We start from the raw sequence: 23,982 nt of genomic DNA, 5'->3' as shown, positions 1-23,982 counted from the left end.
CGCCGACATCTTCACTGCCTTTCACCATATCGCGGCCAGCCTCATCTGCTGGCGCTTCGTCCAGAGATGGTTCTGTTAGGCGCTCTTAATCGCCTTCTCTCGGCCGAGCCGCTCCGTCAGCGCGTCGGCATCAGCATGAAAGGGGGACAGTTTCAGTTCATCCACGATCAAAGAATGTCGCTTGCTGCTCTCGCGCGAATTGCGAATGACCTTGCCAGCCGTAACATTGTTTTGGGCGATATTTGGGATATCGACGGCAAGCAGGATTATCTGAATCGGCTTGAGGGAGAAGGCGTCCTTCCTAGTTCTGGCGCAGTTGCTGCTGAGACTAGCGTCACAAAGCTCAAGACTAGGGTGCCTAAACCGAAGCCGAGTGTGAGGGTGACACCCACAGTTCGGAGTACACTCATTCCGCAAACCGAGTTTGGCCTATATTGGCCTGGGAGACTCCAGCGCCATCACCAGATTTGGGAAGAGCTACAGTTTCATCTCGATCTTCAAAAGCATGTAAACGCGATTTCCGTGCTCATGCGCGTTCTGATTGAGATTTCTTTGGAAAACTATATCCAACGGGCTAAGGTCAATGTCCACGAGAATGATAAGTTGGCGACTAGGCTTGAGAAAGCCAGCCTCCATCTTCAAATGTCGGGAAAAATCGATGGAAAGCAGATGGATGTAATTAAGAAGTTCAATCAAAGTGAGAAAATAATATCAGCTGATACCCTGAACAGATATGTTCACTCTCCAAATTTTACACCATCTCCAGAGCATCTAATGTCGCTGTGGGACAGTCTGTCGGCTGTGATAGTGCTATTTCTCCAAGAATAGTAACAGGCATTTGATTTGGAGAATATTCGGCAAAGATTTCGCTGCGCCATCCCAATCTATTTCAGTAACTAGATCATACTGTATCAGTGTTTTCTTGTACGCTTTGCGGGCCTCAGGTGGCCATTTTTCGTCCGCGAACAACTGCAGCCCCACCTCTTGGATAAAAACTCCTATGTCAGAAAAAATTCCTATATCCTTCCCCGCTGGTCCCATCCACCAGCGGAGCCCCGCCATGCCGCTCGACAGCCGCACCGTAAGCATCCGCTGAGTGCCGCGGTCAGGCAGCTTTCGTCTGCTCGCGGATTGCCTTCCATTCCCAGGGGAGGAGTTCGTGCAGGCGGGTTTGGGGGATGTCGTTGATGCGGGCCAGGACGTCGGCGAGCCATGCCTGGGGATCGACGTCGTTGAGCTTCGCCGTGGTGATCAGGCCGTACATGATCGCCGCCCGCTGCCCGCCGCGATCGGAGCCGCAGAACAGCCACGCTTTCCGGCCCAAAGCGATCCCGCGCAGGCCGCGTTCGGCGGCATTGTTGGTCAGGCACAGCCGGCCGTCGCCGAGGAAGCGCGTGAAGCCGTCCCAGCGCGTCAGCATGTAGTCCATCGCCTTGGCCACGGGGGCATGGCGGGAGAGCCGGGCGCGCTCCGTCCGCATCCAGTTCTCCAGCGTGGCCACCAGGGCGACGCCGTGCTCCTGGCGGGCCGCCAGCCGCTCGGCCGCGGGCTTGCCGTTCAGGGCGCGCTCGAGATCGAAGAGGGCGTCGATGTGGGTCACGGCTTCCAGGGCCAGCGGTGAGATCGGCGGGGCATCCTTGCCGCGTCTGGTGTTCGCGGCGATGTCGGCCAGCTTGAAGAAGCCGCGCCTTGCATGCGCCCAGCACAGTGCGGCGCTGATCGGCCCCGGTCGGCGCTCAGGTTCGTACAGCCGGTTATAGCCGGCGAACGCATCGGCCTGCAGCCAGCCCGTGAAGCCGGCCAGGTGCCGTTCGGGATGCTCGCCCTTGCGGTCTCGCGAATAGTGGAACAGCGCTGCCGGTGGGGCTTGGCCGGCAAACGGCCGGTCATCACGCACATACACCCACAGCCGCCCGGTGTCGGTCTTGCCTTTGGCCAGCACGGGCACGGGCGTGTCGTCTCCATGCAGCCGCTCGGCTGCCAGTACATGCGCGGCGATCAGGTCGTGCAGCGGCTTCAGCACCGCGGCGGCGGCGCCCACCTGGTCGGCCAGGGTGGACAGGCTGAGCGGCACGCCCTCGCGCGCAAAGCGTTCGGCCTGCCGGTTCAGCGGCTGATGCTGGCCGAACTTCTCGAACAGGAGGGTGGCCAGCAGGTTGGGGCCGGCCCAGCCCCGTGGGGTGGCGTGGAACGGCGCCGGCGGCTGGCTGATCGTCTCGCAGGCCCGGCAGGAGAACCGCTCGCGCACCGTCTGGATCACCTTCCACTGGCGCGGGATCACCTCCAGCGTCTCGGTGATCGTCTCGCCCAGCTTGCACAGCTTGTCCGAGCCGCAGCACGGGCAGCTCGCCGGTGCCGGCACAACGACGCGCTCGCGCGGCAGGTGGTCGGGGAAGGGCTGGCGTGATGGCCGTTTGCGGGTAAAGGCCGCCACCGCGGTGGTTTTGGCAGCGGCCTGCTCGGCCGCCAGTTCGTCCTCGCCGGCCGTCGCTTCCAACTCTTCGAGCTGGAACTCCAACTGGTCCAGCAGACGCGCCTTGCGCTCGGAGCGCGTCCCGTAGAGTTCGCGCCGGAGTTTCTCGATTTCCAGCTTCAGGCCGGCGATCAGCGCCTCGGTGTTCGACGCCATCGCCTTGGCCCGCGCCGCTTCGGCTTCCGCCGCATCCGCCCGCGCCTCGGCCTGCGCCAAGGCAGCGCGCAAGTTGGCGACGTCGTCGGCCGAGGTGGAGGGGAGCGGGGCGGCGGTCATGGCGCCAGTTTACCTGGGAACGCGCCGTTGAGCCGCCACAATCACCCCTGAACCGGTGCGTCGATTCACCGTGTCGCAGTCACCCCGCGGCCTCGGGGCGCCAAGTCTTCTGCGGGTTGCGCCAGTCGATGCCCTCGAGCAGATAGCCCATCTGCCCAACCGAGATCGACACCGCGCCGTCCGCCGGCGTGGGCCAGATGAAGCGGCCCCGCTCCAGCCTCTTCATGAACAGGCAACTGCCCTGGCCGTCATACCAGATGATCTTCACCAGATCGCCGCGGCGCCCGCGGAAGATGAAGAGATGGCCGCTGTGCGGGTCTTGGGCGAAGCGTTCCTGCACCAGCAGCGCCAAACTCGCCCAGCCTTTGCGCATGTCGGTGTGTCCGCTGGCCAGCCACACCCGCACGCCACTCGGCACCGGGATCATGCCAGGGCACCGACGACGGCCGCCGCCAGAGCCGGATCGACCGGCCCTTCCAGACGCAGGCGTGCCCCGCTGGGCAGGATGACCTCGAGGATCGCCGGGCTCGTGGTCGGACCCGCTGGAGGCGGCAATGGTTCAGGGGGCTCCAAGACCGGCGGTTCTGTTACGGTCGGCTCCGGCGTGATGGTCACTGCGACGAAGCTGGACGGTTCGGCCACCGCGCTCCCGCTCGCCTGCATCAGCCCTCGCCAGCGGTATAGCAGACTTTCGTGCACGCCCAGCCGGCGGGCCGCTTCCGTCACCACCACGCCGGGGCGGAACGCCTCCTCGACCATTCGGACCTTCTCCGCCGGCGTGTAATTTCGCCGCCGCTCCGTCCCCGTCAGAACCTCGACCCGCTGATAAGCCATGACGTTTGCAACTCGTTTGCGTCCGCGCAATGACGCGCCACGCAAAACTCAGACGTCGGACCCTATTTTGCCAAGGCGGCACTCACCGGAGGCGTACGCCGCACCCTCGCCGACGACCATTTCCCCTGCTGGGCGGAGGAGCCGCCGGTCCCGGCGGGCGGGGCGCTGGTTCCCGGATCTCAGTTCCACGAGGAACAATGGATCATGGCCGCCGGCATGCTGGCGCGCGGCAGTTCCTTCCTCTACGTCGCCCGCGCCATGGGATGCAGCCGCACCACCCTGTGGCGGGCCTATTACGGATCGCGGGATTTCCGCCATCGCGTCTGGTGGGAACGGCAGGCGTTGAACCGGGAGGCGGAGCTGCGCCTGTCCTCGATCCGGACCCTGGTGGCGGAACAGATCGAGCGGCTGGTGTCGATGGGCGATCCGAAGACGGTGCGCTGGCTGGCCGAACGGCTCGGCCTGTTCGCCGGGCTCGACGCCCCGGCCAGACCGGCGGCGCGCGCTGCCCAGCCCGACCGGCCCGCCCCGTCCCCGGAACCGGCGGCAACGTCGGCCCCGCAATCGCCCCCGCAATCGCTGGCGCAGCCGTCCCCTCAGCCCTCATCGCCGCCGCAGCCCGAGCCGGCCGCTCCGCCCCCGACGCCCGCCGGCCCCGGCGGCGACCGTCCCCGCCCGCGGCCCGTGGAGCCGGTCGCCGCTGCGCTCCCCGATCCCGCCCCGGCACCGGTGGACGGATGGAACAGCGCGCGAAATCCGTTCCACACTGTTCCATCCGCCGCCGCCCCGCCGGCCAAGGCGGGCGGCCGGCGCCGCGTCAGCCGCCTCGGATCAGGTCCGCATACCAGCGCGCCGAGTCCTTCGGGGTCCGCGCTTGCGTCTTGAAATCGACATGGACGATGCCGAACCGCGTGCCATAGCCGCCGCCCCATTCGAAATTGTCCAGCAGCGACCAGACGAAATAACCCCGCACGTCGGCCCCCCGCGCCTTCGCCTCCGCCATCGCGGCGATGTAGGCCTGGAGGTAGGCCAGCCGCTCGGGATCCGCCACGCGGCCCTCGGCGTCGGGCGCCTCCGCCGCCTTGGTGCCGTAGCCGTTCTCCGTCACATAGATCGGCAGGCGGTAGCGGCGGGTCAGGTCGATCAGCGTGTCGCGGAAGCAGCCGGGGTCATAGGGCCAGTCGATGGCCGTCCGCTTCATCCCCGCCGGCGGCGATCCGAAGCCGAAGCCCCAGATCAGGCTGTCGTCCCTGCGGCCATAGACCGGGGCGTAATGGTTCAGCCCGAACCAGTCCAACGGCCGGGCGATGCGCGCCATGTCGCCGGGCTGCACATAGGGCTCGATGGCCTCGGCGATGCGGCGCGGATAATGGGCCAGCAGTTGGGCGTCGGGGAAGGCGCGGTTCCAATGCTCGTCGAACAGGGCGGCGGCCTCGACATCCTCCGGCCGGTCGGTCTCGGGCCGCATCGGTTGGACGCTGTGGACCGCGCCGATGGAGGCGCCCGGCACCAGGGCGCGCAGCGTGTCCACCCCGGCGCCATGGGCGAGGTTGACGTGATGGATCGCCTTCAGGTGGCTGGCGCGGTCGGCGATGCTCGGCGCCCCCCAGCCGAAGGCCCAGCCGAACAGGGTGAAGACCGAGAACTCGTTGAAGGTGGCCCAGCGCTTCACCCGGTCGCCATAGCGCCGGGCGCACAGCGCCGCGTAATCGGCGAACCAGCCGGCGCCGTCGCGGACGGTCCAGCCGCCCATGTCCTGCAGGGCCTGCGGCAGATCCCAGTGATACAGGCACAGCCAGGGCTCGATGTTCTTCTCCAGCAGCCGGTCGATCAGCCGGTCGTAGAAATCCAGCCCCTTCTCGTTCGGCGCCCCCCGCCCGCGCGGCAGCACACGCGGCCAGGAGACGGAGAAGCGGTAGGCCCGCAGCCCCAGCGCCGCCATCAGTTCCACATCCTCCGGCATCCGGTGGTAATGGTCGCAGGCGACGTCGCCGCTCTCGCCGTTGTCTACCCGGCCCTTCAGCTTGCAGAAGCTGTCCCAGATGCTGGGCGCCCGCCCGTCGGCCTCGGCCCCGCCCTCGATCTGGTAGGCGGAGGTGGAGGCGCCCCACAGGAAGTCTTTGGGAAAAACCGGACGTTCGGACATGGCGGATCACCCGAAGGATTGAGCATGGAATCCTACCCCTTTCCCGACCGGGTGGAAGGGGCCAATCGTCGCTGTCCGGTCCGCCGGGCGGCACCACCCTTGGGAGGATGGTCCGTCACCATATCGCGGTCGACAGGATGGCGCGGCGCTCCTATGGTCTCGCCGAATGGACGAGCGATATCAGAAAGGAACGGGCGCATCATGGCGAAAAAGGACGGGGTCAACGGCAAGGGCGGCCAGTTCAGCGGAACGCCGGCCGACCGGCTGGTCCGGCTGTGGCGCAACAACGACGAGCGCTTCGGCGCCCTGCTGGACGAGGTGCTGGACGCCAACCGCCAGGGCGTGATCGAGGCGGCGCTGGGCAAGCTGCGCGAGGAGGAGGGTTACGACTTCATGGACGAGGTCGAAGCCTTCTCGGAAACCGCGCAGGGCACCGACGAGCAGGGCGACCCGACCCTCTCCACCCTGTTCTGGCTGGCGCTGGAGGTGGACGGCCCGCTCGACGCGCCGCCGCCGGTCGGCGTGATCGAGGAGGCGCTCGATTCGGCCGGGCTGCTGGAGAAGGCCGCCGACATGCGGCTGCTGCCGCTGTGGCTGGACCCGGAGCCGCTGTCCTATCTGGAGGCCGCCGACCGCCGCACCCTGCTGCGCCGCCTGATCTCCTCGCCGGAGGAGGCGGAGACCTTCGCCCGCGAACAGGATCTGCTGGCCCCCGCCGACGATGCCGGCACCCGGCTGGTCGGCGTCGTCGGTCTGGTGATCGAGGAGGATGCGGAGCAGGAAGGGGAGGGGATGCCCGATCCGCTCAAGCTCGGCTTCGCCGACGACGGGCAGGAGCTTGAGATCGACCCGATCGAGCAGGAGCGCATCCGCCAGTCGATGGCCGCCTTCACCGAGGCGGTCGGGGCCGCCGACCCGCGTGTGAAGCGCTGCGAGCCGGTCGGCGGGCTGAACGACCTGCTGGACTTCACCGCCGAGGGCGTCTGGCCGGACGACGTGGAGATCAACTTCGACGAGGTCAACGACTTCCTCGACATCGCCGGCAACGAGACCGGCGACGGCGTCCTCGACCTGTCGGTCAGCCAGACGCCGGAGGGGCTGCTGGTCCGCGCCTACAACTCCGACGGCGTCCTGCTGGACGAGCGGAGCTTCGACCTCTCCGGCGCCCGCGCCGACGAGGCGCTGGCGATGATGAAGCGGCGCTGCCGCCGCCTCACCGAGGAGTAAGGCGGGGCAGGGCGGGACAGGAGGGCGGCTCGGCTCAGCGCCGGGCCGGCCTGACCGCCAGCACGCAGGCGACGGCGGCGAGGATCAGCACCAGCGCCGCCGCCAGCCGCAGCGTCATCGGCTCGCCCAGCAGCAGCACCGCCCCGCCGACTCCGACCACCGGGATCAGCAGGGTGCTGACCGCCGCCTCGCCCACCGTCAGCCGGCGGACGGTGACGTACCACAGCGCCTGCGCCGCGCAGAGCGAGCAGAGGATGTGCCAGGCGAAGCCGACCCACACCTCGGGATTGATTTCGGCCAGGGCCGGCCTCGTCTCCGTCGCCGCCAGCAGGATCATCGGCGGGGCGCACAGCACATACTGCCAGCCGGTGATGACCATCGGATTGCTGCGCCAGACCCGCCGCTTCATCACGATGGTGCCCAGCGCCCAGGCCAGCGCCGACACCAGCATCACCGCCGGGCCGGCCAGCTGGGCCGGCGGCGCCGACAGCGCCTCCGGCCCCAGCAGGACCATCAGCCCGGCCAGCCCGCAGGCCAGCCCGACGACCTGCCGCATCCCCGGCCGCTCGCCCAGCAGCGGGATCGCCAGCAGCGTCGCCCACACCGGCATGGTGAAGGCGATGATCGCCGCCTGCGAGGTCGCCATCAGGCTCTGGCCCAGCGCCGTGCAAAGGTTGAAGACCAGCACGTTGCAAAACCCCGCCGCCGCCAGAGCCGGCCATTCCGCCCGCTCCACCCGCAGACGGTGCCCGGCCAGACGCGCCGCCCCCAGCAGCAGCACGGCCCCGGCGGTGAAGCCGATGGCGCGCAGGCTGAAGATCGGCATCTGCGTCAGGATCGTCTTCACCGCCGGCCAGTTCAGGCCCCAGAACAGGCTGATGGTGACGATCAGCAGATACTTGACCGGATCGCGGCCGGCTCCGGTGGCGGCGACGGCGGTCATCAGGCGGCCTTGCCCTCGAACCCGTCCAGGAAGCTCGACAGGTTAGCCGACAGCGCGTCGATGGCGTAGCCGCCCTCCTGCACCAGCACGGTGGGCAGTCCGGCGGCGGCGAGCAGCGCGCCCATGCGGGCGAAGCCCGGCGTGGTGACGCCGAAGGCGGCCAGCGGATCGTCGATGAAGGTGTCGAAGCCCAGCGAGACGAACAGCATGTCCGGCCCGAAGCGCCGGATCTCCTCCAGCCCCTTGCCGATGGTCGCCAGCACGGTGGCCTCGTCGCTGCCGATCGGCAGGGGCAGGTTCAGGTTGTAGCCTTCGCCGCGGCCGATGCCGCGCTCCTGCGCGTAGCCCGCCATATGCGGATAGAACTGCGCCGGATCGGCATGGACCGAGACGAAGAACACGTCGTCGCGGTCATAGAAGATGTCCTGCGTGCCGTTGCCGTGATGGACGTCCACGTCGATGATCGCCACACGGGCCGCCAGCCCCTGGGAGCGCAGGATCGGCAGCACCGATTCCGCGGCCACGGCGACATGGTTGAGGTAGCAGAACCCCCCGGCCATGTCGCGGGTGGCATGGTGCCCCGGCGGGCGGCACAGCGCGTAGGCCGCGCTGTCCTCCCCGGTGGCGACCAGCTTCGCCGCATGGATGGCGGCGTTCGTCGCGGCGCAGGTGGCGGTCCAGGTCTCCGCCCCGATGGGGCAGGCCGTGTCGTACATGTGCCAGCCCGCCTGCCCGACGATGCAGGTGGGATAGTTGGGGGCCGCCTGCATCCGGTGGACGTTGGGCAGCACCACGTCGCCCATGTCGCCCCTCGCCACCCAGCGGGCATGGGCGGTTTCCAGGAAGGCGAGATAGGCCGGCGTGTGGACCGCGGCGCGCGGGGCGGAGCCGTAGTCGTCGGGACGGATCAGCGTCTCGCCCCGCTTCTCGATCAGCGAGGCCAGCGCACCGACCCGCTCCGGCTTCTCCGGCAGGGCGCGCAGCAGGCCCTTGTTGAAGTAGCTGGCGGGGCGGTGCAGGGCCGCGTCGGGGTGATGGACGAACTTCATGGGAGGATCTCCGGGGGGCTTTTGCGCTCAGGGCCGTCCGGCCGTGGCGACCAGCGTTTCGAACAGCACGGCGGCGCCGCGGGCGCCATCGGCGGGAGAGATGTTCTCGACCTCGTTGTGGCTGATGCCGTCCTCGCAGGGAATGAAGATCATCGCCGTCGGCACCTTGCCCGCCACATAGACCGCGTCGTGGCCGGCGCCCGACACGATGTCGCGGTGGCTGAAGCCGAAGCCGCTCGCCGCCTCGCGCACCCGGTCGACCAGCGGCTTGGCGAAGGGCGTCGGCGGGAAGTGCCAGAAATCGGCGATCTCGGCGCTCACGCCCTGCTGCTCGGCGATCTCGGCGACGGCGGCGCGGAACCGGCGGTCCATGTCGGCCAGCGTGTTGGCATCCGGATGGCGCAGGTCGACGGTGAAGAAGACCCGGCCGGGGATGACGTTGCGCGAATGCGGGTGGACGTCGAGGATGCCGACGGTGGTGCAGGGATCGCCGTCCGTCTCCAGCCCGATCCGCTGCACCGCCAGCACCATGGCCGATGCCGCGACCAGCGCGTCGCGGCGCAGGCGCATCGGCGTCGGGCCGGCATGCGCCTCGACTCCCGTCACGGTGACTTCATACCAGCGCTGGCCCTGCGCGCCGGTGACGACGCCGATCTCCTTGCCCTCGACCTCCAGCACCGGGCCCTGTTCGATGTGGGCCTCCAGATAGGCGTGCATCGGGTGATCGACGGACGCCTCGCCGGCATAGCCGGTGCGGACCAGCTCGTCGCCCAGCCGGGCGCCGTCCTGCGCCACCTGGTCGAGGATCTCCTCCAGCGTGAAGACGCCGGTGACGACGCCCGATCCCATCATCGGCGGCGAGAAGCGCGAACCCTCCTCGTTGGTCCAGACCGCGACCTCGACCGGGTGCAGGGTTTCCACCCCGCGGTCGTTCAGCGAGCGCACCACTTCCAGCGCCGCCAGCACGCCGAACACGCCGTCGAAGCGGCCGCCGGTCGGCTGGGTATCGAGATGGCTGCCCATCACGACCGGGGGCAGGCTGTCGTCGCGGCCCTTGCGGCGGGCGAAGATGTTGCCGACGCGGTCGATGCTGACGGTGCAGCCGGCGGCCTCGCACCAGGAGACGAACAGGTCGCGTCCGGCCTTGTCCTCGTCCGACAAGGCGAGGCGGCAGCTGCCGCCCTTCGCGGTGGCGCCGATCTTTGCCATCTCGGCGAGGCTGTCCCACAGACGGTCGGCGTTGATCGGCAGGTTGGAGGGCAGGGGCATGGTGGCTCCGAGGGTGTTTGTTGGTTTCTTGGAGGGGCTTTGCGGTTCCCCCTCCCTAACCCTCCCCCGCTCTCGCGGGAGAGGGAACTCCGCCGCTTCGCGGATAGCTCACGTCGACAAGCGTCCTGCCCCCTCTTCCGCGAAGCGGGGAAGGGATGGGGAGGGGGCAATGGTCGAAGGGGGCAATGGTCGAGGGGCGCGGCCGACGCTTCTAAGCCGCCGCTTCCCGCCGCTCCCGCGCCTTCAGATCGACCATCGCCAGCACCGCGCGCAGCATCGGCACATGGACGCCGGCACGCTCGGCCAGTTCGATGACCGAACCCAGGATCGCTTCCAGCTCCAGCCGGCGGCCGGCCTCATAGTCCTGCAGCATCGAAGTCTTGAAGTCGCCGACGCCGGCGGCCATCGCGATGCGCTCGTCCACGCTGGTGGTGAAGACCACGCCCAGCTTTTCCGCCACCGCCTTGGCTTCCAGCATCATGGCGCGGCCGGCCTCCCGCGTGCCGGGATCGTTGCACAGGCGGCCCAGCGTCGATCCGGTCAGCACGCTCAACGGGTTGAAGGCAAGGTTGCCCCACAGCTTCACCCAGATCGCCTGCCGGATGTCGGCGGTCTTCGCCGGCTGGAACCCGGCCTGCCCGAACAGCGTGACGATGCGGTCCACCGCCGGGTTCTCGCGGCCGCCCGCGCTACCACCCCCGGCATCGCCGAAGACGAAGCGCTGGTCGCTGACATGGCGCAGCCGGCAGGGGCCGTCGCCCTCCACCGCGACGAAGGTCGTCGCCCCGACCACCCGGTCGGGATCGATGGAGCGCCACAGCAGCCCGTCGGGATCGACGCTGGAGAGCGGCCGGTCGGCCAGCGGCTCCGGCTGGCGGTGCGGATACCACCAGGGGATGCCGTTGACCATCGGAACGATGGCGGTCTCCGGTCCCAGCAGCGGGGTCAGCGTGTCGATGGTCCCGCGCAGGGCATGGGCCTTGACGCACAGGAAGACCACATCCTGCGGCCCCAGCGACAGGCTGTCGTCGGTGACGCGCGGCGTGATCCGGGCGACGCGGTTCAGGGGCGTCACCAGGGTCAGGCCGTTGCGGCGGATGGCGGCGGCGGCGTTCGGCCGGGCGACCAGCGTCACCTCGGCTTCCGTCGCCCCCAGCCGGGCGGCCAGCAGGCCGCCGACCGCGCCGGCCCCGATGATGGCGACCTTCATTCAATGCGCTCCCGCCAGCCCGGAACCGGCCTTGGCCGGCTGCAGGTCGTCCGGGATTTGCCAGGCCTTGCCGGGGATGGCGTCGAGCAGGCTGCGGGTGTAGGCGTCGCGGGGGTTGGTGAACACGTCGCGCGCGGTGCCCAGCTCCACGATCTTGCCGCGGCGCATCACCGCGATGGTGTCGCAGACCTGCGCCGCCACCCGCAGATCGTGGGTGATGAACAGCATGGCGAGGTTCAGCCGCTTGCGGATGTCGTCCAGCAGTTCCAGCACCTGCCCCTGCACCGAGACGTCGAGCGCCGAAACCGGCTCGTCCGCCACCAGCAGCTTCGGCTCCATGGCGAGCGCGCGGGCGATGCCGATGCGCTGGCGCTGGCCGCCGGAGAACTCGTGCGGATAGCGGTCGGCGGCGGAACCGTCCAGCCCCACCATCGCCAGCAGTTCCCGTGCGCGGGCCAGCGCCTTGCCGCGGTCCTCGCCGTAGGCGACCGGCCCCTGGGCCACGATGTCGCCGACGCGGTGGCGCGGGTTCAGCGAGGCGTAGGGATCCTGGAACACCATCTGCACCGCCCGGCGATAGGGGCGGAAACCTTTTCTGTCGAGCGCCAGCAGGTCGGTGCCCTCGAACAGGATGCGGCCCGAATCCGGCTTGATCAGACCGACGATGGAGCGGCCGAGCGTCGATTTGCCGGACCCCGATTCACCGACCAGCCCGACCGTTTCGCCGGGATGGATGGTCAGCGACAGGTCGTCGCCGGCCACGACCTCCTTGGACTTCTTGAACAGGCCGCCGCCGACATGGAAGACCTTGCGGACCTTGTCGGCGACCAGCAGCGGCGCGCCCGCCTTGGTGTGGTCGTCGCGGTGCTCGATGTAGTGCGGCACCGAGGCGATCAGCTGCCGGGTGTAGGGGTGCTGCGGCCGGTTCAGCACCTCGGACGCCGGGCCGTACTCCACCAGCTTGCCGTGGCGCATCACCGCCACCCGGTGGGCGATCTCCGCCACCACGCCGAAATCATGGGTGATGAACATCATGCCCATGTGGCGTTCGGCCTGGATCGCGCGGATCAGGTCGAGGATCTGCTTCTGGGTGGTGACGTCGAGCGCGGTGGTCGGCTCGTCGGCGATCAGGATGTCGGGCTGGCAGGCGAGCGCCATGGCGATCATCACGCGCTGACGCTGGCCCCCCGACAGGCGGAACGGGTAGGCCTCGGCCAGTTCGGCCGGGTTGGGCAGGCCGACCTGTCCCAGCAGTTCCACCACGCGGGCATGGCGGGCGGGGGCGGGCAGGTCGGTGTGCTCGCGCAGGCTCTCCCCGATCTGGCGGCCGACCCGCATCAGCGGGTTCAGCGCCGTCATCGGCTCCTGGAACACCATGGCGATGCGGCCGCCGCGCAAGGAGCGCTGCTCCGCCTCCGGCATGGTCAGCACGTCCTTGCCCTTGAACAGCAGGCTGCCGCCGGCGACGCGGACATGCGGGGCGGGCAGCAGGCCCATCATGGCGTGCGCGGTCATCGACTTGCCGGAGCCGGACTCGCCGACCACGCACAGGATTTCGTTCGGGTTGAGGGTGAAGGTCAGGTTGTCGACGGCCAGCGGCCGGTCGGCGCCCGGCGGCAGCGCGATGCTGAGGCCGCGCACATCGAGAAGAGGCGTGGTCATGGCGGCGGTCTCCGTCGGGTTGCGGGTCAGTTCGGACAGGCTCATCGGATCACCCGCGCGACCGGGCGAGCTTCGGGTTGAGGGCGTCGTTCAGCCCCTCGCCGACGAGGTTCAGCGCCAGCACCGTCAGCACGATGGCGAGGCCGGGGAACAGGCTCATCCACCAGGCCTGGCGGATCACCGTGCGGGCGGCGCCGATCATGTAGCCCCAGCTCATGGCGTTCGGATCGCCCAGCCCCAGGAAGCTCAGCGAGCTTTCCAGCAGGATCGCGGTGGCGACCATCAGCGAGGCGGAGACGATGATCGGCGACAGGCTGTTGGGCAGGATCTGGCGCAGGATGATGGTGGTGTTGCTCTGGCCGGTGGTGATGGCGGCCTGCACAAACTCGCGGGTCCGCAGGCTGAGGAACTCGGCGCGGGCGAGGCGCGCCAGCGGCGGCCAGCTGACGATGGCGATCGCCAGCACGATGGTGGTCAGGCTGGGCGTGAAGATGGCGACCAGCACCACCGCCAGCACGAAGTTCGGGATGGTCTGGAACAGCTCGGTGAAGCGCATGATGGCTTCGTCCACCCGGCCGCCGTGGAAGCCGGCCAGCGCGCCCAGCGTGACGCCGATGGCCAGCGCCGCGGCGGTGGAGGTCAGGCCGATCAGCAGCGACACCCGCGCCCCATGGGCGATGCCGGCGGCGATGTCGCGGCCGAGCATGTCGGAGCCCAGCAGCGCGTCCTCGGACAGCGGCGGCTGGAAGGGGGCGGTCGCCATGTCCCACGGGTCGTTGGGGAACAGCAGGGAGGCGAAGGCCGCCAGGAAGACGATGGCCGCCAGGATGACGAGGCCCAGGACCGCGCCCTTGTTGCGGGCGTAGGCCCGCCAGAATTCGGACTTCATCATTGGGACACCTGGATGCGCGGATCGACGAGGCCGTAGAGGATGTCGGTCAGGATGTTGAAGAAGATCACCATGATCGACGTGACCAGGAAGATGCCCAGCAGCACCTGATAGTCGCGCTGCAGCACCGCCTCGAAGGCCAGCCGGCCGATGCCGGGCCAGGCGAACACCGTCTCGATCAGGATGGAACCGCCGACCAGCTGGCCGGCCTGGATGCCCGCCACGGTGATGACCGGCAGGATGGCGTTGCGCAGCACATGGCGGGTGACGATCCGGCCCTGCGACAGCCCCTTGGCCTTGGCGGTCTTGATGAAATCGAGGCCGCGCACCTCCAGCATCGAGGCGCGGGTGAGGCGGGCATAGCTCGCCATGTAGAACAGCGCCAGGGTGACGACCGGCAGGATCATGTGCTTCGCCACGTCGGCGACATGGGCCAGCCCGGTATAGCCGGCGCCGACGGTCTCATAGCCGAAGGCGGGCAGCCATCCCAGCTGGATGGAGAACAGCAGGCTCAGCATCAGCCCGATCCAGTAGATCGGCGTGGCATAGGCCAGAAGGGCGACGACGGTGATGGCGCTGTCGGCCCAGGTACCGACCTTGACGGCGGCCAGCGTGCCGAGCGCGACGCCCAGCGCCAGCGCCAGCACGAAGGCGGTCAGCGTCAGCACCAGGGTGGCCGGCAGCCGTTCCGCCAGGATGTCCCAGACGGGCCGCTGCTGGCGGTAGGAGAAGCCGAGATCGCCCTGCACGATCTTGCCGACATAGGTGCCGAGCTGTTCGAGGATCGGGCGGTCGAGCCCGAACTGTTCGCGCAGCTGCGCGACGAACTTTTCATCGGCGGCCCCCGCCTCGCCCGCCATCACCATGGCCGGGTCGCCGGGAGCGGCGTGGACGAGGAAGAAGTTCATCACCACGATGGCGATCAGGATCACGGCAGCCTTGACGAGGCGGCTCGCGAAGAGTTGGGCAAATCCCAGCATGGGCGTGGTCCTATTCCAATTGCCGCACTCTCGCCTTCTCCCCCTCTTCCCCGGGGAGAGGGTCGGGGTGAGGGGGGAGGCATAGCGCGGATACTCGGTGAGGGGCCGCCGCGCGCCCCCTCACCCCAGCCCTCTCCCCGGGGGGAGAGGGGGGAGTGGGAGGTCTCGTTACTTGGCCAGCCAGACGTCTTCGTACGTGTCGTTCACGCCGATGGCGGTCTTGTTGGCGTTCTTGACCCGCTTGTCGAGGAAGGTCGGGAACTCCATCTCCAGCAGCCACACGACCGGCAGCTCGTCGGCGAGGATGCTCTGAACCTCGCTGTACTGCTCCTGGCGCTTGACCGGGTCGTTCTCGCGCGAGGCGGCGGCGAACAGCTCGTCCACGCGCGGGTTCGAGTAGCCCATGGTGTTGGAGAACATCACGCCCTTGCGGATGTTGGACGAGAGGTAGGTGCGGGCCACGCCCAGCGCCGGATCGCCGTACTGGTAGACGAAGTTGGTGGTGATCTCGTAATCCCAGTTGGAGACGCGCTGGTTCCAGCCGGCGGCGTCGGTGCTTTCCAGCACGACGGCGATGCCGACCTTGGACAGCGACTGCTTGAGATACTCGCCCAGCCGGGTCCAGGTCTCGCCGTAGGGCATCGGCATGATCTTGACGGTCGCGCGCACGCCCTTGGCGTCAGGCTTCAGCCCCATCTCGTCCAGCAGGGCCTTGGCCTTGGCGAGGTCGGGACCGTAGGTGGTGACGTTGGGATCGTAGAACTTGACCACCGAGTTGATCGGGCCGGTCGGGATGCGCCCCAGACCGAACCAGATCTTGTCGCGGATGAACTTGCGGTCGATGGCGTAGGCGATGGCCTTGCGGAAGCGCTTGTCGTCCAGCGGCTTGACGCGGTGGTTGATCTCCAGCCAGGACAGCGGGGCCACGAATTCGTAGCCGGCGGTGGTCATGGTCAGGTGGGACATCGCCTTCATGCGCGGAACCTCGAAGGGCTCCAGATCGCTGTACTGGGTCTGATGCACCTGCCCGCTCTCAAGCGCCAGCGAGCGGCTGGCGGCGTCCGGGATCACGCGGAAGGTGATGCCGTCGAGGTAGGGCAGGTCCTTCTTGTAATAGTCCTCGTTGCGGACGAGCTGGATGTAGCTGCCCTTGACCCATTCCTTCAGCTTGAAGGGGCCGGTGCCGATCGGCGTGGCATTGGCAGGGTTGGAGCGGAACTCCGTGCCCTCATAGATATGAGCCGGCACCATCGGGGCGGAGGACACCTCGAACGCCTGGATGAAGGCCGGGAACGGCTCCTTCAGCTTGAACTCGACGGTATGGTCGTCCACCGCGGTGATCGACTCGCAGCGGCTGAAGGCGGCACGGGCGCGCGGGTGGACCTCCATCAGGAACTTGGAGGTGGAGAAGACCACGTCCTTCGCGGTGAAGGGCTTGCCGTCATGCCACTTGACGTTCTGGAACAGCTTGAAGGTGTAGGTCAGTCCGTCCGGCGAGATCGTCCAGCTCTCGGCCAGCGACGGCAACGGGTTCAGCTTCTGGTCGTAGGTCAGCAGGCCCTGGTAGATCTTGCCGGCGACCGTCTGGGTCGGCGCCTGCTGGTTCAGGCCCAGCATGAGCGTCGGCGGTTCCGGCTGCACGATGGAGTTGAGCATACCGCCGCGGACCGGCGTCTCCTGGGCCATGGCCGGGGCGGTGACCAGCGCCGCGGCGCCGGGAACGGCGAGCACGGCGGCCAGCAGGCCGGCGGCGGCGGCGCGGTGGAACCCGCGGGTGAAGCCGCGTTGGAAGCTGGCGGGGAAACCGGTAAGGCGTTTGGTCATCGGGTGTCCTCGTCTCCAGAAGTTGTCGGTGTTGTCAGCGACCCTGTCGTGTCGGTGTTGTTCGTTTGGCAGTCTGGCCTCGGCGGGGAGGGGGCAGGGAAGGAGCAGCGGGGCGTCGGCAACCGCCTCACCGCGGCCCGACCGGCCCGGACGTGCCGTCCAGCCAGCGCAGTATCGCGTCCCATTCCAGGACGCCGGCGCGCGGATAGGCGCGCTCGTACTGCTGCGCCGTGTGCTCGCAGACCTCGGGCGACGGATAGATCAGCTTGCCGCCGCCGGCCATCGCCATGATCTGCTGCTTGCAGGCCTGTTCCAGGTAGTACATCAGCACCGCCGCCTCGGCGACGTCCTGGCCGGCGGTCAGCAGCCCGTGGTTGCGCAGGATCATGCTGTGATGGTTGCCCAGATCGGCGACCAGACGCTCCCGCTCCGCCAGATCGAGCGCGATGCCTTCGTAGGTGTGGTAGGCGATGCGGTTGTACCAGCGCAGCGATTCCTGGGTGATCGGCAGCAGCCCGTCGGCCTGGGCGCTCACCGCGATGCCGGCGTTGGTGTGCAGGTGGATGACCGCACCCACGTCGGGGCGGGCGTGGTGGACGGCGCTGTGGATGGTGAAGCCGGCCGGGTTGATGGCGTCACCCTCGCGCCCGTCGACCAGATTGCCGTCGATGTCGACCTTCACGAGGTTGTCGGGGGTCACCTCGTGGAACATCAGGCCATAGGGGTTGATCAGGAAATGATCGGGGGTGTCGGGGATCCGCGCCGACATATGGGTGTAGATCAGGTCGGTCATGCCCAGCCGGTCGAACAGCTTGTAGGCGGCGGCCAGATCGGTGCGCACCTTCCACTCCACCTCGGAGCAGTCGCGGGTGGGGCGCTGGGCGGCGGTGGAGGTCGGCGTCTCGGCGGTCATCGGGCGGGTCTCGTCAAGGGAGGGATCAAACGGGTTCCAGACCGCACCAGCCGGCGATGAACAGCGCCAGCACGCGGGTCACGTCGCGCACGCTGTCCAGCGACACCGATTCGTCGATGCCGTGGATGCGCGTGGCCTCCGGCCCGTAGCAGGTGGCGGGCGTGTCGCCGTAGAGCTGGAAGAAGCGGGCGTCGGTGGTGCAGGTCAGCGCCACCAGTTCCGGGTCGCCGCCGAGCACGGCGCGGTGGCTGTCGGCCAGCATGGTCACCAGCGGGTGGGCCGGGTCGATCTCGCAGCCGGCGGCCTGGAAGCCGTTCCACTGCAGCTCGACGCCGACATTGGCAAGGGCCGGGTCGCCGGACCGCGCCTGCTCCACCGCCCGGATCACCTCCGCGCGGACCGCCTCCGGCTCCTGCCCGGGGAAGAAGCCGAGCCGGAGGTCGAGCGCGCAGCGCGTCGGGACCGACGACGGCCACTCGCCGCCCTTGATCCGGCCGAGATTGACGTTGATCGGATGGGCATGGCCGCAGAAGGCGGGGTGGCGGCAGGACGGATCGTTCCACCGCACTTCCAGCGCCTTCAGATGGGCCGCCAGCGCATAGGCCGCCTCGATGGCGTTCACGCCGGCCGAGGTGTCGAGCACATGGGCCGGCGTGCCGGTCAGCACCAGCCGCAGCCACATCACGCCGACCTGGGCGACGGAGATGGAATGGTTGAACGGCTCCGGGATCACCGCCGCGTCGGCGCGGTAGCCGCGGTGCAGGCAGGCGAGCGCGCCGTTGCCGGTGCATTCCTCCTCGATCACCGTCTGCAGAAAGACGGGGGCGGCCGGCTGGTAGCCCAGCTTGCGCAGGGCGGTGAAAGCGGAGGTGTAGGCGGCGATGCCCGCCTTCATGTCGCCGGCTCCGCGGCCGTAGAGCCGTCCATCGGCGATGCGCGGCTCGAAGGGCGGGGTGGTCCACAGCTCCGCCGGGCCGGCGGGCACCACGTCGATGTGGCCGTTCAGGATCAGCGAGCGCCCTTTCGCCTCGCGCGGGCGGTGAATGCCGACGACGTTCTCGCGCCCGTCATAGGCGCCAGGGAGAACCGGCGGCGAGAAGCCCGGCATGCGGGAGATCGCTTCCTCGTCCACCTCGAACCGGTCGACTTCCAGCCCCAGCGCGGCGAACCGCTCGGCCATCAGCGCCTGCGCCCCGGATTCCTCCCCCAGCAGCGACGGCTGGCGCACGAGGTCGGACAGCAGCGCCACGCAGTCGTCCTGCTGTGCGTCGGCGGCTTCGAGGATCGCGGCGCGCAAGCCGGGATCGGGCAACGCATGGTCGAGACGCTCTGCCGTTTCTCGTGTCATTCCGAATCCTCTTGGCCGCTGCGACTGCATTGCGCAGCCGGTTGTAAAAAGACAAAGCGGTAGCTACGCAGCATATCTATAATGGATATGGCCGCTATCATGCGATGTTATGCACGGGCCGGCTTGCCTATGTCTGAAGGCCGCCATGTGGCGATTAGGCGGTGACGGATGCGAACTGGCAAATAAGCATTTTTCATTTTGGATATGAGTTTGATTTATGCGGCGGTTGCGCATCGTATATGCATATGCGTAAAGTTTGGGCGACCGAAGGCGTCCGTCGGAAACGGCCGGACTGAACAAGGGATGGGATGGTGAGCGAGAGCGAGGCGCAAAGGCAGGCATTGGCCCGCTTGGGACAGCAAATGGATTGGAACCTGCTGCGCACCTTCATGGTGATCGTGCAGGAGGGAAGCATCACCAAGGCTTCCGTTCGCCTGTTCCTGACACAGCCGGCGGTCAGCCTCGCCTTGAAGCGGTTGGAGGAGCAGCTCGGCCGCACGCTGATCGACCGTGGTCCCGGCCGGTTCGCCGTCACCGCCGCCGGGGAGCAGGTCTATGACGAGGCGGTGGCGATCCACGCCACCGTGTCACGGCTGGGGGCCCTGGTGCGCGACGCCAAGGACGAGATCAGCGGCCATGTCCACATCCTGATGACCAGCCGCATCCAGACGCCGTTGCTCGACCGGTCGCTGCGGGAATTCCACCGGATGTATCCGCAGGTAACCTTCCGCATCGACGTCATGGCCTCGGCCGATGCCCACATCGCGTTGCAGCAGCGGGTCGGCGCCATGGCCATCTGCCTGCTGCGCGAACCGATACCCGGATTGTCCAGCCGGGTGTTCCTGCGCCAGACCTACCGCCTCTACTGCGGCCCCGATTTCCGCCTGTTCGGCCAGAGCGACATCGACATCGCCGAATTGCGGCACGAGAATTTCGTCTCCTTCACCTCCGACCAGATCGACGGCGCCCTGTCGCCGCTGACGCTGTTCCGCGCACGCGAAGGCTTCGCCGGCCGCGTCGTCGCGTCTTCCGCCAATCTGGAGGAGGTGCGCCGCATGATCCTCTGCGGCATCGGCATCGGTCCCCTGCCGGAGCACATCGCCGCCCGCGACGTGGGTGACGGCATGCTGTGGGAACTGCCGCCCTACGAGGGCATCGCGCCGGTCAACATCCACCTGATCTGGAACGAACAGGCGAAGCTGAACCGGGCCGAACGCGCTTTCCTGGACTATCTGCAGACGGCGCTCGACAACGCCCCGGCGCGGGATCTGGCGGGGATAGGCGGGTAGCGGAGGGTGGGGAGGGCGCAGCCGCAGCCTTCACGGCATCTCCACCAGCGGCCGGACGGCAAGCCGACCGATGGACGTCACACCCTTGGGCCGGGGACTTGCCCGGCCATGCCGGTCACGCCCCCGGCGCCACCACGAAGCAGGCCATGCCGATGGTGACCAGCCCGTCGCAGGCGCTGGCCGCATCCTGCTGCGACAGGCCGGACAGGCGGGCGCGGTAGAGCGGCCCGGTCTGGGTATCCACCGCCTGCACCACCCGCTGCGAGCGCGACAGCACCGGCATGGAGTTGCGGGCGCGGTCGATCACGCGCTGGCTGTCGTCGGGCGAGCGGAAGGCGCCGAGCTGGACCGTCCATACCCCGCCGCCCGCTGCCGCAAGCGTCGCAACCGGACGCGGCGCCGGCGCGGTTTCGGGCGCCACCACCCGCACGGCGGGCGCCCGTGCCGCCGCCGGGGCAGGCGCGGGCAGCGCCGCCACGGCGATCGGCGGACGGCTGGCCGCCGGGCGGCTGTTCGCCGGCGGCGTATAGGAAGGAGTTGGCCGCGACGACGCGTAGGGCGACCCGTAGTCCGGCGGCGAATCGGAGGACGGCGCGCTGACCACCACGATGTCGGCGCCGTTGGGGGCCGGGGTGCGGTTCAACCGCGGGCCGACCGCCGCGATGTAGCGCCGCGTCTCGCCCGGCAGGCCGCGCTTGCCGGCCAGATAGTCGCCGTAACAGCCCGGACCGCAGTTGTAGGCGCCGAGGAATCCCGGCGCGCCGAACAGGTTGTACATCTCGCGCAGATAGGCGGTGCCGGCGATGATGTTGTCGCGCGGGTCGAACGGGTCGGAGCCCAGACCGTGCTTGCGCCGCATCTCCTCATAGGTGCCCGGCATCACCTGCATCAGGCCCATGGCGCCGGCCTTGCTGACGATCGGCTTGCCGTTGAGCATGGTCCGCCCGCCGCTTTCCTGGCGCATCACCTCGCGGATCCACAGTTCAGGCATGTCGAACCGCTTGGATGCCTCGGCGATATGGGCATCGATCTCCGCCGGGGTGGCGGTGCGCTGCGATCCGCCCCCGCTGGCGCAGGCGCTCAGCAGGACGGTCAAGGCGGCGCAGGTCAGCAACGGCTTCAGGCGACGCACGGAACCCCCGGTCATCGTTCAGTTGTAACGTCAGGATAAGCCCGATTTGGAGGTAGCGACCTTTGCACATTCCCGCTCCGCCGTAAACCGTCCCGGCTGTGACCTTCGACGCGGCAGGAGAACGCGGAAGGGGGAGGGTATCGGAGTCCTTCGGATGGCCAAGCCGCCGAACGGGCATCTGCCGCCCGGAAGCTTGTCCTGCGCCGGGATTTCCATTGTCTGGATTTTTCGGCGATCGGGTCTTCAAATCTCCCGGTCATCGTCCGGGTCGCGACGGGTCGTCAGTTCGCGCATCAGCCGCTCCTTGGCGGTTTTCCGGCTCGGCCGCCCGCCCCCGCGTCCGAACAGCCCGCCCAGCAGCCCGCCGGATTTCGGCTCGTCCTCCGGCTCCGCGGCCACCTGCGCGCGCTCCGCCTCGCGCCGGGCCAGCATGGCGGCGCGGTCGACCAGCGGGTTGCGCAGCCGGTGCGGCAGCGCCCTGAAGGCGAGGTTGGCACGCTCCAGATCCGCCACCGATTCGGTGGACCGCGCGATGCGCAGCGCCACCCGGAACAGGTCGAGCCGCCACTCATCCTCCGGCGCATGGGGCAGCGTCTCCGCCGCAGCCAGCAGCGTATCCAGCCCCTTCCCGGTCAATGCGCTGGTGGATCGCCCGCCGGACGATCGTTCGGTGTCGTTGTCCCGTCCCATTCCGTCATCGAAGCTGTCGCGCTGAAGGCGGACTTTAGGACGCCCGCCGCCGCTTTGTCTGCCCCCAAGCGGGATTCACACCATTTGGGTGGAAAGGGGGAGCGTTGGACACGAGAAAAAGCCCTCCTCCCACCATGGGGAAGAGGGCCGCAAGTCTAGGGGAAATGCGCGGCTGGATGCCGGCAACCATGCCGCGCCCAGGGGATGGGCGCGGCATCACGAAGCCGGCCCTCCCGCAAAGCGGCGGAAGGGCCGGCGCGTCACGTCACTCCGCGGCCTGCGCCACGGTCAGGCCAAGGCGCTTGGCGACGCCCTCGCCATAGGCCGGGTCGGCGGCCAGGAAATGCTTCAACTGGCGCTGCTGGATGAACAGCGGGGCCTTGCCCAGGCTGCCGGCGATGTTGTCCATCAGGCGGTCCTGAGCCTCGGCGCCGATCAGGCGGAACAGCGCGCCGGCCTGGGCGTAATCGTCATTGCCCTCGCGGTGGTCGTAGTGGGCGGCGTCGCCGCGGATGCGCAGCGGCGGCTCGCTCGCCACGCCGGTCTGGGTCGGGCCGCCGAAGCTGTTCGGCTCGTAGTTCGGCCGCCCGCCGCCGTTGCCGTCCACCCGCATGGCGCCGTCGCGCTGGTAATTGTGGACCGGGCAGCCCTGCGGCTTGTTCACGGGGATCTGCGCGTAGTTGCCGCCCAGACGGTAGCGGTGGGCGTCGGCATAGGCGAACAGCCGGCCCTGCAGCATCTTGTCCGGGCTGAAGGAGATGCCGGGCACCACGCTGGCCGGGCTGAAGGCGGCCTGTTCGGTCTCCGCGAAGAAGTTCTCCGGGTTACGGTTCAGCACCAGCTCGCCGATCTCGATCAGCGGGTAGTCGGCATGCGGCCACACCTTGGTCAGGTCGAAGGGGTTGATGCGGTAGTCGTCGGCCTCGGCTTCCGGCATGATCTGCACCGAGACGGTCCAGGCCGGGAAGTCGCCGTCCTCGATCGAGGCGAACAGGTCGCGGGTGGCGTGGTCGGGGTCGATGCCGCCCATGGTCACCGCCTGCTCGGCGGTGAAGTTCTGGATGCCCTGGCGGGTCTTGAAGTGGTACTTGACCCAGAAGCGCTCGTTCGCCGCGTTGATCCACGAGAAGGTGTGGCTGCTGAAGCCGTGCATGTGGCGATAGCTGCGCGGGGTGCCGCGGTCGCTGAACAGGATGGTCAGCTGGTGCATCGTCTCCGGCGACAGCGAGAAGAAGTCCCACATCGCGGTGGGATCCTTCAGGTTGGTGGCCGGGCTGCGCTTCTGGGTGTGGATGAAGTCGGGGAACTTCAGCGGATCGCGCAGGAAGAAGACCGGCGTGTTGTTGCCGACCAGATCGTAATTGCCCTCTTCGGTGTAGAACTTCACCGCGAAGCCGCGCGGGTCGCGCTCGGCATCGGCGGAGCCCTTCTCGCCGCCGACGGTGGAGAAGCGCAGGAAGACCGGCGTCTCCTTGCCCACGGAGGACAGGAAGGCGGCCTTGGTCCAGCCGGTCACGTCGCGGGTGACGCGGAAGCTGCCATAGGCGCCGGCCCCCTTGGCGTGGACCACGCGCTCCGGAATGCGCTCGCGGTTGAAGTGGGCCAGCTTCTCGATCAGGTGGAAGTCCTGCAGCAGCAGCGGACCGCGCGGCCCGGCGCTCAGCGAATTCTGGTTGTCGGGAACGGGCTGGCCGAAGCTGGTGGTCAGGGTGGTCATCCGGGTCATCCTCCTTGGGGCGGGGTCGCCTGAAGCGGCGTCATTGTCTCGCCCCTGGTTATCCGGCGTCTGGAACGATATATCCAAGACATTGAAGGAAACGCGCCCATA

At 68.4% G+C, this 23,982-nt stretch carries 21 protein-coding genes; 4 read left to right on the top strand and 17 right to left on the bottom strand.

Annotation, left to right across the window (positions count from 1 at the left end):
* The first annotated feature begins 66 nt into the window (after positions 1-66).
* Positions 67-828 (top strand): hypothetical protein, encoded by a 762-nt coding sequence (locus tag DM194_RS28230; RefSeq protein WP_162630106.1) that lies wholly within the window; start codon positions 67-69, stop codon positions 826-828.
* Between the two features lie 277 nt (positions 829-1,105).
* On the opposite strand, the gene tnpC is transcribed toward DM194_RS28230, so the two are convergent.
* The 3 genes from tnpC to tnpA all read right to left on the bottom strand — a co-directional run bounded on the left by tnpC (position 1,106) and on the right by tnpA (position 3,583).
* The gene (tnpC, locus tag DM194_RS17935; protein WP_111068036.1) at positions 1,106-2,749 is read right to left on the bottom strand and encodes an IS66 family transposase; all 1,644 of its coding nucleotides are present in this window, start codon (positions 2,747-2,749) and stop codon (positions 1,106-1,108) included.
* Between the two features lie 79 nt (positions 2,750-2,828).
* Positions 2,829-3,176 (bottom strand): IS66 family insertion sequence element accessory protein TnpB, encoded by a 348-nt coding sequence (gene tnpB, locus DM194_RS17930; RefSeq protein ID WP_111065522.1) that lies wholly within the window; start codon positions 3,174-3,176, stop codon positions 2,829-2,831.
* Positions 3,173-3,583 carry an IS66-like element accessory protein TnpA gene (tnpA, locus tag DM194_RS17925; RefSeq protein ID WP_111068035.1) on the bottom strand — a complete coding sequence of 137 codons (411 nt, stop codon included), beginning with the start codon at positions 3,581-3,583 and terminating at the stop codon, positions 3,173-3,175. Before tnpA ends, tnpB begins: the two co-directional genes overlap by 4 nt.
* Before the next feature lie 204 nt (positions 3,584-3,787).
* On the opposite strand from tnpA, the gene DM194_RS17920 reads away from it, so the two are divergent.
* The gene (locus DM194_RS17920) at positions 3,788-4,468 is read left to right on the top strand and encodes a hypothetical protein (protein WP_246024444.1); all 681 of its coding nucleotides are present in this window, start codon (positions 3,788-3,790) and stop codon (positions 4,466-4,468) included.
* Here DM194_RS17920 and DM194_RS17915 read toward each other — a convergent pair.
* Positions 4,401-5,729: a GH1 family beta-glucosidase gene (locus tag DM194_RS17915; protein ID WP_111068934.1), complete on the bottom strand. Its 1,329-nt coding sequence runs from the start codon at positions 5,727-5,729 to the stop codon at positions 4,401-4,403. The genes DM194_RS17920 and DM194_RS17915 overlap by 68 nt on opposite strands.
* Before the next feature lie 201 nt (positions 5,730-5,930).
* Here DM194_RS17915 and DM194_RS17910 point away from each other — a divergent pair, with 201 nt between their 5' ends.
* Positions 5,931-6,956: a hypothetical protein gene (locus DM194_RS17910; protein WP_111068933.1), complete on the top strand. Its 1,026-nt coding sequence runs from the start codon at positions 5,931-5,933 to the stop codon at positions 6,954-6,956.
* Positions 6,957-6,990: 34 nt separating this feature from the next.
* Here the strand turns inward: DM194_RS17910 and DM194_RS17905 are convergent, their stop codons facing one another.
* From DM194_RS17905 to DM194_RS17860, 10 genes are all read right to left on the bottom strand, one after another.
* A complete protein-coding gene (locus DM194_RS17905) occupies positions 6,991-7,899 on the bottom strand; it encodes a DMT family transporter (protein ID WP_111068932.1) in 909 nt (302 codons plus the stop codon).
* Positions 7,899-8,948, bottom strand: a complete 1,050-nt coding sequence (locus tag DM194_RS17900) for a histone deacetylase family protein (RefSeq protein WP_111068931.1) — start codon at positions 8,946-8,948, stop codon at positions 7,899-7,901. Before DM194_RS17900 ends, DM194_RS17905 begins: the two co-directional genes overlap by 1 nt.
* A 27-nt stretch (positions 8,949-8,975) precedes the next feature.
* Positions 8,976-10,217, bottom strand: coding sequence for a Zn-dependent hydrolase (locus DM194_RS17895; RefSeq protein ID WP_111068930.1), 1,242 nt, complete (start codon positions 10,215-10,217; stop codon positions 8,976-8,978).
* Positions 10,218-10,428: 211 nt separating this feature from the next.
* The gene (locus DM194_RS17890; protein WP_111068929.1) at positions 10,429-11,427 is read right to left on the bottom strand and encodes a ketopantoate reductase family protein; all 999 of its coding nucleotides are present in this window, start codon (positions 11,425-11,427) and stop codon (positions 10,429-10,431) included.
* Positions 11,428-13,134, bottom strand: a complete 1,707-nt coding sequence (locus DM194_RS17885) for an ABC transporter ATP-binding protein (RefSeq protein WP_111068928.1) — start codon at positions 13,132-13,134, stop codon at positions 11,428-11,430.
* Between the two features lie 4 nt (positions 13,135-13,138).
* A complete protein-coding gene (locus DM194_RS17880; protein ID WP_111068927.1) occupies positions 13,139-13,981 on the bottom strand; it encodes an ABC transporter permease in 843 nt (280 codons plus the stop codon).
* Positions 13,978-14,958, bottom strand: a complete 981-nt coding sequence (locus DM194_RS17875) for an ABC transporter permease (RefSeq protein ID WP_111068926.1) — start codon at positions 14,956-14,958, stop codon at positions 13,978-13,980. The genes DM194_RS17880 and DM194_RS17875 overlap by 4 nt, the downstream gene beginning before the upstream one ends.
* A 168-nt stretch (positions 14,959-15,126) precedes the next feature.
* The gene (locus DM194_RS17870) at positions 15,127-16,782 is read right to left on the bottom strand and encodes an ABC transporter substrate-binding protein (RefSeq protein WP_111068925.1); all 1,656 of its coding nucleotides are present in this window, start codon (positions 16,780-16,782) and stop codon (positions 15,127-15,129) included.
* 127 nt (positions 16,783-16,909) lie between these two features.
* Positions 16,910-17,695, bottom strand: a complete 786-nt coding sequence (locus DM194_RS17865) for a class II aldolase/adducin family protein (RefSeq protein ID WP_111068924.1) — start codon at positions 17,693-17,695, stop codon at positions 16,910-16,912.
* Positions 17,696-17,720: 25 nt separating this feature from the next.
* Positions 17,721-19,043 carry a M20 family metallopeptidase gene (locus DM194_RS17860; RefSeq protein ID WP_111068923.1) on the bottom strand — a complete coding sequence of 441 codons (1,323 nt, stop codon included), beginning with the start codon at positions 19,041-19,043 and terminating at the stop codon, positions 17,721-17,723.
* Positions 19,044-19,405: 362 nt separating this feature from the next.
* Between DM194_RS17860 and DM194_RS17855 the strand changes: the two genes are divergently transcribed.
* Positions 19,406-20,332 (top strand): LysR family transcriptional regulator, encoded by a 927-nt coding sequence (locus DM194_RS17855; protein WP_246024443.1) that lies wholly within the window; start codon positions 19,406-19,408, stop codon positions 20,330-20,332.
* Positions 20,333-20,447: 115 nt separating this feature from the next.
* On the opposite strand, the gene DM194_RS17850 is transcribed toward DM194_RS17855, so the two are convergent.
* From DM194_RS17850 to DM194_RS17840, 3 genes are all read right to left on the bottom strand, one after another.
* Positions 20,448-21,479, bottom strand: a complete 1,032-nt coding sequence (locus tag DM194_RS17850) for a transglycosylase SLT domain-containing protein (RefSeq protein WP_111068921.1) — start codon at positions 21,477-21,479, stop codon at positions 20,448-20,450.
* Positions 21,480-21,707: 228 nt separating this feature from the next.
* Positions 21,708-22,154 carry a hypothetical protein gene (locus tag DM194_RS17845; protein WP_111068920.1) on the bottom strand — a complete coding sequence of 149 codons (447 nt, stop codon included), beginning with the start codon at positions 22,152-22,154 and terminating at the stop codon, positions 21,708-21,710.
* A gap of 265 nt (positions 22,155-22,419) precedes the next feature.
* A complete protein-coding gene (locus DM194_RS17840; protein ID WP_111068919.1) occupies positions 22,420-23,871 on the bottom strand; it encodes a catalase in 1,452 nt (483 codons plus the stop codon).
* Positions 23,872-23,982 lie beyond the last annotated feature (111 nt).

It is taken from the genome of Azospirillum ramasamyi (assembly GCF_003233655.1).
GTDB lineage: Bacteria > Pseudomonadota > Alphaproteobacteria > Azospirillales > Azospirillaceae > Azospirillum > Azospirillum ramasamyi.
This window is presented reverse-complemented; position numbering and strand designations above follow the sequence as displayed.

Excerpts from the sequence above, each read along its gene's own strand:
- DM194_RS17895 (WP_111068930.1), bottom strand. The coding sequence starts at position 10,217 with ATGCCCCTGCCCTCCAACCTGCCGATCAACGCCGACCGTCTGTGGGAC.
- DM194_RS17915 (WP_111068934.1), bottom strand. The coding sequence starts at position 5,729 with ATGTCCGAACGTCCGGTTTTTCCCAAAGACTTCCTGTGGGGCGCCTCC.
- DM194_RS17875 (WP_111068926.1), bottom strand. The coding sequence starts at position 14,958 with ATGCTGGGATTTGCCCAACTCTTCGCGAGCCGCCTCGTCAAGGCTGCC.
- DM194_RS17920 (WP_246024444.1), top strand. The coding sequence starts at position 3,788 with ATGGCCGCCGGCATGCTGGCGCGCGGCAGTTCCTTCCTCTACGTCGCC.
- DM194_RS17860 (WP_111068923.1), bottom strand. The coding sequence starts at position 19,043 with ATGACACGAGAAACGGCAGAGCGTCTCGACCATGCGTTGCCCGATCCC.
- DM194_RS17855 (WP_246024443.1), top strand. The coding sequence starts at position 19,406 with ATGGATTGGAACCTGCTGCGCACCTTCATGGTGATCGTGCAGGAGGGA.
- tnpC (WP_111068036.1), bottom strand. The coding sequence starts at position 2,749 with ATGACCGCCGCCCCGCTCCCCTCCACCTCGGCCGACGACGTCGCCAAC.
- tnpA (WP_111068035.1), bottom strand. The coding sequence starts at position 3,583 with ATGGCTTATCAGCGGGTCGAGGTTCTGACGGGGACGGAGCGGCGGCGA.
- DM194_RS17865 (WP_111068924.1), bottom strand. The coding sequence starts at position 17,695 with ATGACCGCCGAGACGCCGACCTCCACCGCCGCCCAGCGCCCCACCCGC.
- DM194_RS17905 (WP_111068932.1), bottom strand. The coding sequence starts at position 7,899 with ATGACCGCCGTCGCCGCCACCGGAGCCGGCCGCGATCCGGTCAAGTAT.
- DM194_RS17845 (WP_111068920.1), bottom strand. The coding sequence starts at position 22,154 with ATGGGACGGGACAACGACACCGAACGATCGTCCGGCGGGCGATCCACC.
- DM194_RS28230 (WP_162630106.1), top strand. The coding sequence starts at position 67 with ATGGTTCTGTTAGGCGCTCTTAATCGCCTTCTCTCGGCCGAGCCGCTC.
- DM194_RS17885 (WP_111068928.1), bottom strand. The coding sequence starts at position 13,134 with ATGAGCCTGTCCGAACTGACCCGCAACCCGACGGAGACCGCCGCCATG.
- DM194_RS17870 (WP_111068925.1), bottom strand. The coding sequence starts at position 16,782 with ATGACCAAACGCCTTACCGGTTTCCCCGCCAGCTTCCAACGCGGCTTC.
- DM194_RS17840 (WP_111068919.1), bottom strand. The coding sequence starts at position 23,871 with ATGACCACCCTGACCACCAGCTTCGGCCAGCCCGTTCCCGACAACCAG.
- DM194_RS17910 (WP_111068933.1), top strand. The coding sequence starts at position 5,931 with ATGGCGAAAAAGGACGGGGTCAACGGCAAGGGCGGCCAGTTCAGCGGA.
- tnpB (WP_111065522.1), bottom strand. The coding sequence starts at position 3,176 with ATGATCCCGGTGCCGAGTGGCGTGCGGGTGTGGCTGGCCAGCGGACAC.
- DM194_RS17850 (WP_111068921.1), bottom strand. The coding sequence starts at position 21,479 with ATGACCGGGGGTTCCGTGCGTCGCCTGAAGCCGTTGCTGACCTGCGCC.
- DM194_RS17900 (WP_111068931.1), bottom strand. The coding sequence starts at position 8,948 with ATGAAGTTCGTCCATCACCCCGACGCGGCCCTGCACCGCCCCGCCAGC.
- DM194_RS17880 (WP_111068927.1), bottom strand. The coding sequence starts at position 13,981 with ATGATGAAGTCCGAATTCTGGCGGGCCTACGCCCGCAACAAGGGCGCG.
- DM194_RS17890 (WP_111068929.1), bottom strand. The coding sequence starts at position 11,427 with ATGAAGGTCGCCATCATCGGGGCCGGCGCGGTCGGCGGCCTGCTGGCC.